Origin of the sequence: Streptomyces daghestanicus (assembly GCF_020521275.1) — a bacterium.
In the GTDB taxonomy this organism is placed as follows: Bacteria; Actinomycetota; Actinomycetes; order Streptomycetales; family Streptomycetaceae; genus Streptomyces; species Streptomyces griseoviridis.
The window spans coordinates 644,709-659,356 of record NZ_BNDX01000002.1 but is presented as its reverse complement, the minus strand read 5'-3'; the positions used below and the strand labels follow the sequence as shown (position 1 = coordinate 659,356).

The window sequence follows — 14,648 nt, the reverse complement described above, 5'->3', positions numbered from 1 at the left end:
CCGCTCCCCCGGGCCCCTACCGTCGACGCATGCGCATCCGAATCGTCGACGCCTTCACCGACCGGCCCTTCGCCGGCAACCCCGCGGGAGTCCTGCTCCTCGACGCCTTCCCGGACGACGGCCTGCTCCAGCGGGTCGCCCTGGAGGTCAACCACGCCGAGACGGCCTTCGCCCACCGTCTGCCCGAGGGCGGCGACGCCGACTGGGCGCTGCGCTGGTTCACCCCGGTCACCGAGGTCGCCCTGTGCGGCCACGCCACCCTCGCCACCGCCCATGTGCTGCACACCACCGGCGCCCACGAGGGCCCGGTCCGGTTCGCCACCCGCGGCGGCGTCCTGGTCGCCACCCCCGACGCGGCGGACGGTTCGATCACCCTGGACTTCCCGACCGCGCCGCTGACCCCGGCCGAGGCGCCCGCCGGACTGGCCGAGGCCCTCGGCACCGAGCCCCGCGCGGTCCTCGACACCGGCCCCGACGTCGGTGACCTGCTGGTCGAGGTGGCCGACGAGAAGACCGTCCGCGCGCTGGCCCCGGACCACAAGGCGCTGGCGGCCCACTCCACGCGGGGTGTCATCGCCACCGCCCGCGCCGAGGACCCCGCACGCGGCTACGACTTCGTCTCCCGCTGCTTCTTCCCGAACGTCGGCATCGACGAGGACCCGGTCACCGGCAGCGCCCACACCGCGCTCGCCCCGTACTGGTCCGAGCGCCTGGGCCGGGCCACCCTCACCGGTCTGCAGGCGTCGCCCCGCTCCGGCCTGGTCCGTGTCGAGGCGCGCGGCGACCGCACCCTGCTGACCGGGCACGCGGTGACCGTCATCGAAGGGGACCTGCTCACCTGGTGACCCTCCAGGCCCGCTCAGCGACGGGCGGCTCACGCCGTGGGCAGCCAGCTCACCTTCCCGGCCAGCAGCGCGTACCCGACGAAGGCCCCGATGTCGAGCAGCGAGTGCGCCACCACGAGCGGGCCCACCCGGCCCCAGCGCCGGTACAGCAGGACGAACACCACGCCCATCACCATGTTGCCGATGAAGCCGCCGACGCCCTGGTAGAGGTGGTACGAGCCGCGCAGCACCGAGGCGGCCACCAGCGACGACCGCGGTGTCCAGCCCAACTGGTCCAGCCTGCGCAGCAGATACCCGACGACGATGACCTCCTCCAGGACGGAGTTCTGGAGGGCGGAGAGGATCAGCACCGGGTACTTCCACCACACGTCGGGCAGTGCCTCGGGCACCACCGTGAGGTTGAAGCCGAGGCCCCGGGCGGCCAGGTAGAAGGCGATGCCGCTGCTGCCGATGACGGCCGCGATCACCGCGCCGCGCAGCAGGTCCCGGCCCGGCTGGGCGCGGTCGAAGCCCAGGACGCGCAGGCTGCGTCCCTCCCGCAGCAGCAGGTGGGCGACGAGGGCGACCGGCACCAGCGCGGTGGCGATGCCGAACAGCTGCCAGGCCAGGTCGAGCCAGGGCCGGCCGGGCGCGGCCGAGGCGTTGAGGGTGGCCGCCTGGTCCTTCAGACCGCCCGGCCGGGTGACCGACCCGATGAAGCTGATCAGCGCGGAGACGCCGCTCGCGCCCAGCGAGAGGGCCAGGACGAGCAGCGTCTCGTCCCGCAGACCCCGTCGCGTGAGCCGCTCCTGAGGGATGGACTCGACCACCTGGCCCGCCTCCGCCATGCACACCTGCCCCGACCGGACGTCACAGCTTGCCCGATCAGTATGAGACGGGGATCGGCGGGGTGCCGGGCCGGCCGCCGCGCGAAACCACCGGCGCCCGGCCGGCCGCGCCCACCGGCCCCTCGCTCACCGGAGCACCGTCCGGGCCCCGCACCCCGGCCCGGACACCGGAGCCCGGCGCCGACAGCCGGCCGACCGCACACACCGATCCCAACCACCGGCACCGGCACCGGCACCGGCCAGGCGACACCGGTCCCCCGTCGACCGGACCCGTGCGACCCGGCCCGAACGCCAAGCCTCGGCGCCTACGGCCGGCCGACCGGCCAGAGGTGGACCGGGTCGCCCTTGTGCATCAGCTCGACGTACCGCCGGGTCGTCGCCGCCAGCGCCGCCTCCCGAGTCATCCCCGCCTCCAGGGCCCGGTGGAACGTGGCCGCCTGCCAGGACGCGCCGTTCACCCGGCGCCGGCACCGCTCCTCGATCACGCCCAGGTAGAAGTCCCGGTCGGCGGGCTCGATGCCCCACGCGTCCAGCCCGGCCCCGGCCAGTGGCAGCAGCTCGTCCAGGACCAGCGCGGCGGCGTCGACCTCGGTGGTGCCGCCGAGCCGGCCGCGCCGGGGCCAGGTGAACCGGGCGTCGATCCCGTACCGGCACGCGGCGTCGAAGTTGGCGGCGGCGGCCTCGAACGGCAGCCGCGTCCACACCGGGCGCGGCTCGTCGGCGAGGGCGCGCACGACACCGTAGTAGAACGCAGCGTTGGCGATGACGTCGGTGACGGTGGGCCCCGCGGGCAGGACGCGGTTCTCCACCCTCAGGTGGGGGACGCCGTCGGCGATGCCGTAGACGGGGCGGTTCCAGCGGTAGACGGTGCCGTTGTGCAGGACCAGCTCGGCGAGGGAGGGCACGCCGCCCGCGTCCAGGACGTCGAGGGGGTCCTCGTCGTCGCAGATCGGCAGCAGCGCCGGGTAGTACCGCAGGTTCTCCTCGAACAGGTCGTACGCCGAGTCCACCCAGCGCTCCCCGAACCAGGTGCGCGGGCGCACCCCCTGGGCCTGGAGCTCGGGCGGGCGGGTGTCGGTGGACTGCTGGAACAGCGGCGGCCGGGACTCCCGCCACAGCTCGCGGCCGAACAGGAACGGCGCGTTGGCCCCGACGGCTATCTGCGCGGCGGTGACCGCCTGCGCCGCGTTCCACACTCCGGCGAAGCGCTCGGGGGTGACCTGGAGGTGCAGTTGCACCGAGGTGCAGGCCGCCTCGGGGGCGATGGACTTCGAGGTGCAGCTGAGCCGTTCGACGCCGTCGATCTCCAGGTGGAAGTCCTCGCCCCGGGCGGCCACGATCTGTTCGTTGAGCAGGGCGTAGCGGTCCACGTCGGAGAGGTTCGAGGAGACCAGGTCGTCCCGGTCGAGGGTCGGCAGAATGCCGATCATCGCGATTCCCGCGTCCAGTTCCCCGGATTTTCGGTCGGCATATGCCAGCGAGGTGCTGATTTCCTCCGCGAGCCGGTCGAATACCCGGCCCTCCAGCCGGTGTGGAGCGATGTTGACTTCCAGATTGAACATGGCGAGTTCTGTTTGGAAGTCACGGCTCGCGATACGTTCGAGCACCTGGCCGTTCAGCATTTTCGGCATCCCGTCCGCCCCGACGAGATTCAGCTCGATCTCCAGTCCCATCAGGTTCTTCGGGCGGTCGAACCGCTTCTCCGCCAGGAGTCGCTCCAGGCCCGCCAGGCAGCGGCCGAGCTTGTCGCGGTAGTGCTGGCGATCGGACAGGTCCGCCTGTCCTGCCGCGACCTTCTCCCCCATGGAAGGGTCCTCCTAGATTTCAACGGGCCGGGGTCCGGCCACCGGCGGGTGCCGGTCAGGATGGATGATGCCCCGCCCAAGCGATCGATAACGTCCCCACCCGGCGTCGCGAGCCGCTACGCTGGCGCGATGTGACCGGAGGCACATTCACCGGGCATGGCACGAGGGGGCTCCGGCCCCCGGAACTGCCCGGCGGAACTCGTGGAAAAGCCCGACGACAATGGGCCGTCCGCTTCGGGGCTATCCACCGAGGTCACGGACGTTTACCGGGCGGGAAATCAGGATATCCTCCGCATATCTCCGACCGAATGCGCCCTTGCCCGTACCGCCGGAAACATGTAGCCGAAACACAGTCCGAACACGCGTCGTATAAACTTCGCGGACACGGCAGAGAGCTGGCGCCTACGGTCGAGTGATACCGCCGAGGCGACGTACGGCAGCCCTCACCCCCGCTTCCCGGCCCTCGGACCCGGCCTCGCCTCTCTGCCCCTGCGAGCTGACAGCGTCGTCCGCCCGGCCCCACGCGCCCTGCCCCGCCCTCGCGCCACCGTGCTTCGATTGAGAGGCGACCCACCATGCCGCTGCATGTCCCCCCGGCTCCCGCACCCGCCCTGCGCACCGTCCTCACCGCCCTGTCCTCGCCGACCGCGGTCCGCGAGGCCCGCACCCCGTCCCTGCTCCGGGCCCGGGGCCCGGTCACCCCCGAACTGCCACTGCCCGTGCACGTCCTGGACCATGTCGCCGCCGACGGGGTGCCGTCCGTCCGGCTCGCCGGGTGGCGCTTCCTGATCCGCAGCGGGGAGCGCGCGGTGGCCGCGGCCGACACCATGCCGACCGCGGACGGCTGGGCCTTCTCCCGCTTCTTCGAGGGGCCCTACGTCACCGCGACCGAGAGCGCGCTGCGCCAGGCGGAGACGATGACGCAGCCCTTCCAGCCGCGGCTGCTGTCCGTGCCCGGCCTGTACATGCTCACCCTGTGGCTGCACGGCGACCTCACCGCGGACGCCGCCGCCGGCCGCCCGCAGGCCACCGATCTGCTGGTGCCGCTGGCCCCGGCGCCGCCCGGCATCGCCGCCCACCGGCCGCACCGGGTCGCGGACCTGCTGCCGGTCCTGACCCTCCGCTCCACCCCGGCCCCCCTCCTGCACACCACGGCCTGATCCCGCACCGAACCGGTCCCGACCCGGCCCCGCCGTCCCGCCCCGGGACAGCGGGGTCACCCACACCCGGCCCCCTTCGCTCACAAGAGCGCACGGTCGCTCGTAAGGGGTCGTACGACGATGTCACCCGACCGGACCAGCCCCTTCGGGCCGGCGCGAACCAGCCCGGGGGACAACGGAGTTGGGCTGAACCGTCCGGGCGGGTGACGCGTCCTGAACCTGTGAGAGGCGGTGCCGCGAAATACCTGCGGAACGCCGCCCGTGGGGCAACACTGGGTCAGGACCGACCAAGACGACGGGGGGCGGGCCATGCACCACGTTCCACGCCGCGGGACGACCACGACAGCACACCCACACACCACGCCGGAGCGAGAGACCCCTGCCATGTGCCAGCACCAGCCACCCTGCCCGACCGCCGACTCCGCCGACCGGGAATCCGCCCGCCTCGTGGCGCACCACCCCGAACAGGGCTGGAGTCTGCTGTGCAACGGCGTCCTGCTCTTCGAGGACACCGGTGAGCTCCTGCCGGACGGCCGGGTCATCGGCCCGCACCGCCCGCTGGGCGCCGGTCAGGTGGTGACGGCCGCCTGACCGGCCCGTACCGCCGCCGGGACGCCTACCCCTTGGTGGCCCCGGCGGTGAGCCCGCCGACGAGCTGCCGCTCGGCGACGGAGTAGAACGCCAGGGCCGGCACCATCGCCAGCACCAGGTAGGCGAAGACCCGGGCCGTGTCGGCGGAGTACTGGCCCTGGAACTGCTGCACCCCGATCGGGATGGTCCACCAGGTGGAGTCGGTGAAGACCAGCAGCGGCAGGAAGAAGTTGTTCCAGCTGGTGACGACGGCCAGCACCGACACCGTGCCGAGCGCCGGCCGGGCCATCGGCAGCAGAACCCGCCAGAAGAAGCCGAACGGCCCGCAGCCGTCCAGCGTCGCCGCCTCCTCCAGCTCCCCGGGGATCTCCCGGAAGAAGCCGCGCAGGATGATGATGGTCATCGGCAGCCCGAAGGCGGCCTGCGGCAGGATCACACCGAGCGGGTTGTCCAGCAGGCCCATCGAGCGCAGCAGCAGGAACAGCGGCAGCGCCGCCACCGCGAAGGGGAACATCAGCCCCATCGTGAACAGCGTGAACAGCGCCTCCCGCCCCCGGAACGCGAACCGTGCGAACGAGAACGCGGCCAGCGCCGACACCGCGACCACCAGCACCGTGGTCGCCACCGCGATCAGCGTGCTGTTGCCGACCAGCCGCCAGAACGAGCCCGAGCCGAGGATGCCGGTGTAGTTGGAGACCTCCCAGGGGCCCGGCAGCCCCACCGGGTTGTCGGAGAGCTGGTCGGTGGACTTGAACCCGGACAGCACCGCGTACAGCAGCGGCGCGGCCATCACCGCCCCGACCACGATCAGCACGACGTGCAGCGGCAGCGTACGGAACCTGCCACGGGACTTGGCCGTCACTTGCCGTCCCCCCTCATGGTCGTGGTGGCCCCCTGGAGGTCGCGGCGCAGCACGAACCGCTGGTAGGCGAGGGCGAAGACGAGGCTGATGCCGAACATGACGACGCTGATCGCGCTGGCATAGCCGACCTGGTACCGCTTGAACCCGAACTGGAACATGGTCACGGCCATCGTCTCGGAGTGGTGGTCGGGCCCGCCCTGGGTGACCACCCACACCAGGTCGAACAGCTGGATGGCGCCGATGACGGACAGGAAGACGCTGATCCGCAGGGTGGGCGCGAGCAGCGGCAGGGTCACGTTGCGGAAGCGCTGCCACGGCCCCGCGCCGTCGATGAGCGCCGCCTCGGTCAGCTCTCTCGGGATGGACTGGAGGCCGGCCAGGTAGAGCATCATGTGGAAGCCGAAGTACTTCCACGTCATGACGAGGAAGAGGGTCGCCATCACCATCGACGGATCGGCGAACCACTCCCCGCCCAGCCCGTCCAGGCCGACCCCGCCCAGCACCCGGTCGGCGAGCCCGTCGCCCGGCGCGAAGATCATGCCGAACAGCACCCCGGTGATGGCCTCGGAGAGCACGTACGGCGCGAAGAACAGCATCCGGTACACCGCGCGGCCCCGCATCCGCTGGTTCAGCAGCACCGCCATGGCGAGCGCGAAGGGCAGTTGCAGCGCCAGGGAGAGGACCACCAGGAGCAGACAGCGCCACAGGTCGCCGAGGAAGACCGGGTCGTCGAAGAGCCGGGTGAAGTTCTCGGTGCCGACGTAGTCCGAGGGCATGCCGAAGCCGCCCCACCGGAAGAACGCGGCGTACAGGGCGAACAGGATCGGCAGCACGACGAGGACGAGGAACAGCACCAGCGCGGGCAGCTGGAAGCCGACCGCGGTGAGCCAGTGGGTGACGCGGCGCCGGGTCCGCGCCCGGGCCGCCCCGGCCGGCGGGGGCGGTGGGGCGGTACCGGGGCCGGTCCGCCGGTCCGGCAGGAACGTGGAGGTCATCGGCGGCTACTGCTCTTCCTTCGCGGTCTTGGTGATCGACTCGGCGACCTGCTCGGGCGACTTGGAGCCGGCGACGAGCGCGGCGACGCTGTCGTTGACCTCCTGGCCGACGGCGGGCGCGTAGGCCTGGTCGAGATAGAGCTGGAAGCCGGTGGCGGCCTTCAGCTGCTTCTGCACGGCGGTCAGGTTCGGGTCGGTCAGGGCGCTCTCGGCGGCCGTGACGACGGGCAGCACGCCGGTCTTGGTGACCAGCTCCCGGTCGGTGGCCTCGGAGGCGAAGAACCTCAGGAAGTCGACGGCGGCCTGCGGGGCGTCCCGGCGCAGGGCGTGCCCGTTGGCCCCGCCGAACACCTCGGTGAGGGAGCCCTTGCCGCCCTCGACCGCCGGGAACGGGAAGAACCCCAGGTCGTCGCCGAGCCCCTTGCCCGCGTCGGCCTCCACCACGGGGGCCCACTGCCCCATCAGCTCCATCGCCGCCTTGCCGTTGCCGACGGCGGCGGCCTGGCCGTTGGGGTCGGAGTACGCCGCCCCGAGGAAGCCCTTCTGGAACGGCTGGAGGCCGGCGAGTTCCTTCAGGAGCTGCCCCGCCCGCACGAACGCCGGCCCGGTGAAGTCCTTGTCCTCGGCGGCCTTCTGCACGGCCTCGGCCCCGCCGACGCGCATGGCGAGGTAGGCCCAGTAGTACATGCCGGGCCACTTCTCCTTGCCGGCCAGGGCGATGGGCGTGATGTTCTTCGCCTTCAGCGCCTCGACGGTGTCGAGGAACCCGTTCCAGGTGGTGGGGGGCGTGCTGACACCGGCCCGCTCGAACAGCGCCTTGTTGTACCAGAAGCCGACCATGCCGCTGTCGAACGGGATGCCGTAGAGCCTGCCGTCCAGCAGGTAGGGCTCCTTGGCGACCGGCAGCAGGCCGTCCGCCCACTCCTTGGTGCGGTCGGTGAGGTCCTCGACGAGACCGGCGTCGACCTGCTGCCGGAGGACGCCGCCGCCCCAGGTGTGGAAGATGTCCGGGAGCTTCCCGGAGGCGATCAGCGCCGTCATCTTCGACTTGTAGGCGTCGTTCTCCAACTGGACGATCTTTATCTTGACCTTGGGGTTCTGGGCCTCGAACTTCTTGGCCAGAGCCGCCCAGACGTCCTTCGTCGGCTGGGTCGTCGAGATGTTCCACCACTCGACCGTGGTGATCCCGGACGACCCCTCGTCCGAGTCACCGCCGCAGCCGCTCAGTGCCGTCATGCCCAGACCGGCCGCGGCCGAGGCCGCCAGGAAGCCGCGGCGGGACAGTGCCGGGTCGCCCATGGTGCGCTCCTTGGGTGCGTAAGGGTACGAAAGTTTCGGAAGAAATCCAGAAAGCTGCGTTGATGCCGCACCCTAGAGACAGCGCGCAAAGGGTGGCAACCCCCCGTGCACGATGAATCCTCGACCGCCGAACCCCGGGGGACGCAGGGACGGTCCGACCCGAGCCCCGAAACCGCGGGTCCGACGAAACATTCGGATCAACCGGCGAACGTTCCATCCCCACAGCTCGGCCTCGTCAGAACCACCGAGTCACCCTGGCGCCCCCTGACCGGCACCGGGACAGCGAAGAGGGGCCCCGCCGGCGGCGAGGCCCCTCTTCGTCACTCCGGTCGCTCAGTCCTCGTACGCCTCCAGCGGCGGGCACGAGCAGACCAGGTTCCGGTCACCGAATGCCTGGTCGATACGGCGAACCGGCGGCCAGTACTTGTCGGTGGCCGACACCCCGGCCGGGAAGACGGCCTCCTCGCGGCCGTACGCGTGGTCCCACCCGCCGCCCAGCGCGGCGGCGGTGTGCGGCGCGTTCCGCAGCGGGTTGTCCTCCGCCGGCCACTCCCCCGTGCCGACCTTCTCGATCTCCGCGCGGATGGCGATCATCGCGTCGCAGAACCGGTCCAGCTCGGCCAGGTCCTCGGACTCGGTCGGCTCGATCATCAGCGTGCCGGCCACCGGGAACGACATCGTCGGCGCGTGGAAGCCGTAGTCGATCAGCCGCTTGGCGACGTCGTCGACGCTGACGCCGGTCGCCTTGGTCAGCGGGCGCAGATCGATGATGCACTCGTGCGCGACCAGCCCGCCCGGCCCGGTGTACAGCACCGGGTAGTGCGGCTCCAGGCGCTTGGCGACGTAGTTGGCCGACAGCACCGCCACCTGCGTGGCCCGCTTCAGCCCCTCGCCGCCCATCAGACGCACGTACGCCCACGAGATGGGCAGGATGCCCGCCGAACCCCAGGGGGCCGCGGAGACGGGGCCCACGCCCGTCTGCGGGCCCGCCGCGGGCTGGAGCGGGTGATTGGGCAGGTACGGCGCGAGGTGCTCGCGCACGCCCACGGGGCCGACCCCGGGGCCGCCGCCGCCGTGCGGGATGCAGAAGGTCTTGTGCAGGTTCAGGTGGGAGACGTCGCCGCCGAAGTGACCCGGCCGGGCGAGGCCCACCAGGGCGTTGAGGTTGGCGCCGTCCACGTACACCTGGCCGCCCGCGTCGTGCACGGCCGCGCAGATGTCGGCGACGTGCGCCTCGAAGACGCCGTGCGTGGACGGGTAGGTGATCATCAGCACCGCCAGCTCGTCGCGGTACTGCTCGATCTTGGCCCGCAGGTCCTCCACGTCGATCTCGCCGTCCTCGGCGGTCTTCACGACGACGACCTTCATCCCGGCCATCACCGCGCTGGCGGCGTTGGTGCCGTGCGCGGACGACGGGATGAGGCACACGGTCCGCTGCTCGTCCCCGTTGGCCCGGTGGTACCCGCGTACGGCGAGCAGCCCGGCCAGCTCGCCCTGCGACCCGGCGTTGGGCTGGAGCGAGACCTTGTCGTACCCGGTGACCTCGGCGAGCCGCTCCTCCAGCTCACGGATGAGCGTGAGGTAGCCCTGCGCCTGGCCGGCGGGGGCGAAGGGGTGCAGCTGCCCGAACTCGGGCCAGGTCACCGGCTCCATCTCGGTGGTCGCGTTGAGCTTCATGGTGCAGGAGCCCAGCGGGATCATGCCCCGGTCCAGCGCGTAGTCCCGGTCGGCGAGGCGGCGCAGGTAGCGCAGCATGGCGGTCTCGGAGCGGTGCCGGTGGAAGACGGGGTGGGTGAGGAACTCGTCGGTGCGCAGCAGTTCCCCGGGCAGCGCGTCCTCGCTCGACGCGTCCAGCGCCTCGATGTCGCCCTCGACCCCGAACGCGTTCCACACCGCGCCGAGCTGGGCGCGCGTGGTCGTCTCGTCGCAGGCCATGGAGACGTGGTCGGCGTCGACGAGCCGCAGGTTGACCCCGTTCTCCCGGGCGGCGCCGACCACCTCGGCGGCCCGGCCGGGCACTCGCGCGGTGAGCGTGTCGAAGTAGGCGCCGTGCACGATCTCGACGCCGCCCGCCGCGAGTCCGGCGGCCAGGACGGAGGCGTACCGGTGGGTGCGCCGGGCGATGCCGCGCAGCCCGTCCGGCCCGTGGTACACGGCGTACATCCCGGCCATCACGGCGAGGAGGACCTGCGCGGTGCAGATGTTGCTGGTGGCCTTCTCCCGGCGGATGTGCTGCTCGCGGGTCTGCAGGGCCAGCCGGTACGCCCGGTTGCCGTCGGCGTCCACGGAGACGCCCACGAGCCGCCCGGGCAGGCTGCGGGCCATCTTCTCCTGGACGGCCAGGTAACCGGCGTGCGGGCCGCCGAAGCCCATCGGCACCCCGAACCGCTGGGTCGTGCCCACCGCGATGTCGGCGCCCAGCTCACCGGGAGACTTCAGCAGCGTCAGCGCGAGCAGGTCGGCGGCGACGGTGACCAGCGCGCCCAGCTCGTGCGCCCGGTCGATGACCGGCTTGATGTCGCGTACGGCACCGGAGGCGCCCGGGTACTGGATCAGTACGCCGTTGATCTCCCGCTCCGCGATCCCGGCCGGGATGCCCTCGCTGAGGTCGGCGACGACGACCTCGACCCCGGTCGGCTCGGCGCGGGTCTCGATCACGGCGATGGTCTGCGGCAGCGCGTCCGCGTCGACCAGGAAGAGGCCCTTCTTGTTCTTGCCCAGGCGCCGGGAGAGTGCCATCGCCTCGGCCGCCGCCGTGCCCTCGTCGAGCAGTGAGGCCCCGGAGGTCGGCAGCCCGGTCAGCTCGGCCACCATCGTCTGGAAGTTGAGCAGCGCCTCAAGGCGGCCCTGCGAGATCTCCGGCTGGTACGGCGTGTACGCGGTGTACCAGGCCGGGTTCTCCATGACGTTGCGCAGGATCACCGGCGGGGTGAACGTGCCGTAGTAGCCGAGGCCGATCATGGTGTCGAGGACCTGGTTGCGGTCGGCCAGCGAGCGCAGCTCGGCCAGCACCTCGGCCTCCGTGCGCGCGTCCGGCAGGTCCAGCGCGTCGGCGCTCTTGATCACGTCCGGTACGGCGGCGGCCGTCAGCTCGTCCAGCGAGCCGTACCCGACCTGGGCGAGCATCTTGGCCCGCGCCTCCAGGTCGGGGCCGATGTGGCGCTGCTCGAAGGGTGTGCCCCGTTCGAGTTCGGTGAGCGGAGTGCGGTGGGCGGTCATTGCGGAGGCCTCCTGGTCTGACGCGACCTGCGAGGGGCACCACGGCGCGGGTGCCCGGACGGCCTCCCCCTCTGTCATCTCGACCTGAGAGCTTCACCGGGCCGCCCGAGGGTTCCCGGCTTTCACCGTCGGTGAGAACGGGAGCCGTCGACACCCGCTCTGCTTTCCAGAGTGACCTCGTCCGTGCGGTACGTGGGCCTGAGAGATTCCGGGGAGGATTTGCTCCTTCGGCGCCTCCGGTGTGCGACCGGAGGACTCTCCCGCACGGGGTCAGCAGCCGTCGCCAGCCTACCAGCGAGGCCCCCGCACGGTCTTTCGAGTGGCCGCGCATCCGAATGTGCTCTTTTGTAGTGCTTACGGATGATGAACCGGATGGTTGGCGACCAGCTGGAGGGCCCGTGCGTTCCGACATCGACCCGCGCACCCTGATCGGCCGCAAGGCGTTCGACCGCAACGGCGCGAGGATCGGCACCGTCGACGAGGTCTACCTCGACGACGCCACCGGCGTCCCCGAATGGGCGGCGATACGCACCGGTCTCTTCGGCCGGGACGCCTTCGTGCCGCTGGAGCCCAGCGAACTGGTCGACGGCACCCTGCGCGTCCCCTTCGACCGGGCGCTGGTCAAGGAGGCCCCCGACTTCGGCGTCGGCCGCCATCTCTCCCCGGAGCAGGAACTCCAGCTCTACCACCACTACGGTCTCGACGTCGCCGCCCCGCCCCCGCCGCCCGACCACGACTTCGGCCGGCTGGCGGGCCAGGAGGAGCCCACCTGAGCCGGGGGCGCGGCGTCATCCCGCGGCACCGGCCGGCCGCACCGGGCCGGCGTCCTCGGGTCTTCGCTCCACCAGTGGCAGCGGCTCCGCCGGTTCGAGCTCCGGATCGTCGGTCCGGAAGGTCCGCACCCGCCCCGGCCGCGCCGAGTACGGCGTCTCGAACCGCACGGTGACCCGGCCCAGGCCGCTGCCCTGCACCCATCCGTGCCCGTGCACGCTGTGCCGCACGTCGTGCCCCGAGGGCCAGCGGCGCTCGGGGGGCGGAAGGTCCGGCTCGGCGGAAGCCGTCCGGCCTGCCTCCGCGACGGCCGTGTCCGGCGGGGCCCCCGTCACCGCCTGCTCCTCCGCCGCTCCCCGCTCCCCGGGCCCGCCCCGTTCCCCGGCCGCCGCCCGTTCTTCGGCTACGGCCCGTTCCTCCGCCGCCGCCCGCGCCTCGGCCGCCTGCGCGAAGAGGTCCTCCTGCGTGAAGTCGGCCAGCCCGGTGACGCCCACGCCGAGCAGCCGCACCCCGCCGGTGGTGTCCACGGCGTCCAGCAGCCGCGCCGCCGCCTCCGCGACCACCGCGACATCGTCCGTGGGCCCGCGCAGCGTCTCCGAGCGGGTCAGGGTGGAGAAGTCGTACCGCCGTACCTTGAGCACGATGGTGCGCCCCGACAGCCCGGCCCCGCGCAGCCGCCCCACGCACCTCTCGGCCAGCCGCCGCACCTCCAGACCGACCCGGGTGCGGTCGTGGATGTCCACGTCGTAGGTGTCCTCCACCGACACCGACTTGGCCTCCCGCTCGGCGACCACGGGCCGCTCGTCGTGGGCCAGCGCCATGGCGTACAGCGCGTGTCCGTGCGCCTTGCCCAGCAGCCGGACCAGCTCGTCCTCGCCGGCCTCGGCGATCTCGCCGACGGTGGTGATCCCCGCCCGCCGCAGATGGTCGCCGGTGGCCGGCCCCACGCCCGGCAGGGTGCGCACCGGCATCGGCGCGAGCAGGGCGCGCTCGGTGCCCGGCTCGATCAGCACCAGTCCGTCGGGCTTGGCGTCCTCGGAGGCGATCTTGGCGAGCATCTTGGAGGCGGCGAGCCCCACCGATCCGGTGAGCCCGGTGACGGTCCGGATGTCGGCCCGCAGCCGGGTACCGGTCAGCCGCGCCGACTCCGCGTCCCAGGCCGTCCCGCCGGCCTCCAGGTCCACGAACGCCTCGTCCAGGCTCAGCGGCTCCACCAGCGGCGACAGCGCCCGCAGCAGCCCCATCACCTGCTCGCTCACCGACCGGTAGAGCTGGAAGCGCGGGACGAGGTAGGCGGCGTGCGGCGCGAGCCGCCGGGCCTGCGCCATGGGCATGGCCGAGTGGACGCCGAAGACCCGGGCCTCGTAGGAAGCGGTGGCCACCACGCCGCGCGGCCCCAGACCGCCCACCACCACGGCTTTTCCGCGCAGACTCGGCTTCGACGCCTGCTCCACCGAGGCGTAGAAGGCGTCCATGTCGAGATGCAGGATCGTCGGCGCGGTTCTCACCTCTCCGATGCTGCCCTACACCACTGACAACGCGCGGGTCTCAGACCGCCCGGTTGCGCCGCCGGGCCAGTTCGTCCGCCGGGTTGTGCCCGACCAGGGTCTCCCCGGTGTCGACGCGCTCCCCGTGCAGCTGCGACAGGGCGTTCTCCACGTCCCGCCACACCACCCCGACGGCGATCCCGAAGATCCCCTGGCCGCCCTGGAGCAGGGCGTGCACCTCGTCGGGAGACGTGCACTCGTAGACCGTGGCGCCGTCGCTCATCAGCGTCATCCGCTCCAGATCGCGGAAGCCGCTCTCCCTGAGGTGCTGGACGGTCGTGCGGATGTTCTGCAACGACACACCGGTGTCGAGGAACCGCTTGACGATCTTCAGCACCACCACGTCGCGGAAGCTGTACAACCGCTGCGTCCCCGACCCGTGGGCGGACCGCACGCTCGGCTCCACCAGCCCGGTACGGGCCCAGTAGTCGAGCTGCCGGTAGGTGATACCGGCGGCCGCGCAGGCCGTGGGCCCCCGGTAGCCGATCTGCTCGGACGTCATGGACGCCGCCCCTCCGCCGCTCGGCGCCACCGCGGGGCGGAGCCGAGAACCCTCGGGAGAGTACGGAACGCCCGACCCCGGACCGGGTGCAGGGACGCTCCCCACCGTACTGTCGCCGCTGCTTCTCACGCCGACCTCCGTCCTTGACCTGCCTCCTCGAAGGTAGGCAGTCACCAAGGGTGCGTCAACGATCGCCACACTCGGCACGCCGAGTGATAATCACCC

At 72.1% G+C, this 14,648-nt stretch carries 12 protein-coding genes and 1 riboswitch; of the genes, 4 read left to right on the top strand and 8 right to left on the bottom strand.

The window, feature by feature from the left end; translation table 11 throughout:
- Window positions 1-29: 29 nt before the first annotated feature.
- Entirely contained in the window at window positions 30-845 is an 816-nt protein-coding gene (locus tag Sdagh_RS03145; RefSeq protein WP_190077844.1) for a PhzF family phenazine biosynthesis protein, read from the top strand.
- A 29-nt stretch (window positions 846-874) separates the two neighbouring features.
- Here the strand turns inward: Sdagh_RS03145 and Sdagh_RS03140 are convergent, their stop codons facing one another.
- Window positions 875-1,672 carry a CPBP family intramembrane glutamic endopeptidase gene (locus Sdagh_RS03140; protein WP_190010964.1) on the bottom strand — a complete coding sequence of 266 codons (798 nt, stop codon included), beginning with the start codon at window positions 1,670-1,672 and terminating at the stop codon, window positions 875-877.
- Window positions 1,673-1,977: 305 nt separating this feature from the next.
- Complete coding sequence (locus Sdagh_RS03135) at window positions 1,978-3,477, bottom strand: glutamate-cysteine ligase family protein (protein ID WP_189421386.1); 1,500 nt, start codon at window positions 3,475-3,477, stop codon at window positions 1,978-1,980.
- 575 nt (window positions 3,478-4,052) lie between these two features.
- Between Sdagh_RS03135 and Sdagh_RS03130 the strand changes: the two genes are divergently transcribed.
- Window positions 4,053-4,637, top strand: coding sequence for a hypothetical protein (locus Sdagh_RS03130; RefSeq protein WP_190077843.1), 585 nt, complete (start codon window positions 4,053-4,055; stop codon window positions 4,635-4,637).
- A 384-nt stretch (window positions 4,638-5,021) separates the two neighbouring features.
- Window positions 5,022-5,228 (top strand): DUF5999 family protein, encoded by a 207-nt coding sequence (locus tag Sdagh_RS03125; RefSeq protein WP_189421382.1) that lies wholly within the window; start codon window positions 5,022-5,024, stop codon window positions 5,226-5,228.
- A 25-nt stretch (window positions 5,229-5,253) separates the two neighbouring features.
- Here the strand turns inward: Sdagh_RS03125 and Sdagh_RS03120 are convergent, their stop codons facing one another.
- From Sdagh_RS03120 to gcvP, 4 genes are all read right to left on the bottom strand, one after another.
- Window positions 5,254-6,018, bottom strand: a complete 765-nt coding sequence (locus Sdagh_RS03120) for a carbohydrate ABC transporter permease (protein ID WP_370594958.1) — start codon at window positions 6,016-6,018, stop codon at window positions 5,254-5,256.
- 68 nt (window positions 6,019-6,086) lie between these two features.
- Window positions 6,087-7,085, bottom strand: a complete 999-nt coding sequence (locus Sdagh_RS03115) for a carbohydrate ABC transporter permease (protein ID WP_189421378.1) — start codon at window positions 7,083-7,085, stop codon at window positions 6,087-6,089.
- 6 nt (window positions 7,086-7,091) lie between these two features.
- On the bottom strand, window positions 7,092-8,384 hold the full coding sequence (locus Sdagh_RS03110) for an extracellular solute-binding protein (RefSeq protein ID WP_189421377.1): 1,293 nt from the start codon (window positions 8,382-8,384) through the stop codon (window positions 7,092-7,094).
- 333 nt (window positions 8,385-8,717) lie between these two features.
- Window positions 8,718-11,603: an aminomethyl-transferring glycine dehydrogenase gene (gene gcvP, locus Sdagh_RS03105; protein ID WP_189421376.1), complete on the bottom strand. Its 2,886-nt coding sequence runs from the start codon at window positions 11,601-11,603 to the stop codon at window positions 8,718-8,720.
- 176 nt (window positions 11,604-11,779) lie between these two features.
- Window positions 11,780-11,876, bottom strand: a riboswitch (glycine riboswitch).
- 125 nt (window positions 11,877-12,001) lie between these two features.
- On the opposite strand from gcvP, the gene Sdagh_RS03100 reads away from it, so the two are divergent.
- Window positions 12,002-12,376 carry a PRC-barrel domain-containing protein gene (locus Sdagh_RS03100; protein WP_189421375.1) on the top strand — a complete coding sequence of 125 codons (375 nt, stop codon included), beginning with the start codon at window positions 12,002-12,004 and terminating at the stop codon, window positions 12,374-12,376.
- 15 nt (window positions 12,377-12,391) lie between these two features.
- Here Sdagh_RS03100 and Sdagh_RS03095 read toward each other — a convergent pair whose 3' ends face one another.
- On the bottom strand, window positions 12,392-13,882 hold the full coding sequence (locus tag Sdagh_RS03095) for a DNA polymerase IV (protein ID WP_190077842.1): 1,491 nt from the start codon (window positions 13,880-13,882) through the stop codon (window positions 12,392-12,394).
- A gap of 40 nt (window positions 13,883-13,922) precedes the next feature.
- A complete protein-coding gene (locus tag Sdagh_RS03090; protein ID WP_370594869.1) occupies window positions 13,923-14,552 on the bottom strand; it encodes a MerR family transcriptional regulator in 630 nt (209 codons plus the stop codon).
- Between the last annotated feature and the right edge of the window lie 96 nt (window positions 14,553-14,648).

Bases quoted from the DNA above. Each gene is read 5' to 3' on its own strand.
- Sdagh_RS03145 (WP_190077844.1), top strand. From the start codon at position 30: ATGCGCATCCGAATCGTCGACGCCTTCACCGACCGGCCCTTCGCCGGC.
- Sdagh_RS03140 (WP_190010964.1), bottom strand. From the start codon at position 1,672: ATGGCGGAGGCGGGCCAGGTGGTCGAGTCCATCCCTCAGGAGCGGCTC.
- Sdagh_RS03135 (WP_189421386.1), bottom strand. From the start codon at position 3,477: ATGGGGGAGAAGGTCGCGGCAGGACAGGCGGACCTGTCCGATCGCCAG.
- Sdagh_RS03130 (WP_190077843.1), top strand. From the start codon at position 4,053: ATGCCGCTGCATGTCCCCCCGGCTCCCGCACCCGCCCTGCGCACCGTC.
- Sdagh_RS03125 (WP_189421382.1), top strand. From the start codon at position 5,022: ATGTGCCAGCACCAGCCACCCTGCCCGACCGCCGACTCCGCCGACCGG.
- Sdagh_RS03120 (WP_370594958.1), bottom strand. From the start codon at position 6,018: ATGGCCGCGCCGCTGCTGTACGCGGTGCTGTCCGGGTTCAAGTCCACC.
- Sdagh_RS03115 (WP_189421378.1), bottom strand. From the start codon at position 7,085: ATGACCTCCACGTTCCTGCCGGACCGGCGGACCGGCCCCGGTACCGCC.
- Sdagh_RS03110 (WP_189421377.1), bottom strand. From the start codon at position 8,384: ATGGGCGACCCGGCACTGTCCCGCCGCGGCTTCCTGGCGGCCTCGGCC.
- gcvP (WP_189421376.1), bottom strand. From the start codon at position 11,603: ATGACCGCCCACCGCACTCCGCTCACCGAACTCGAACGGGGCACACCC.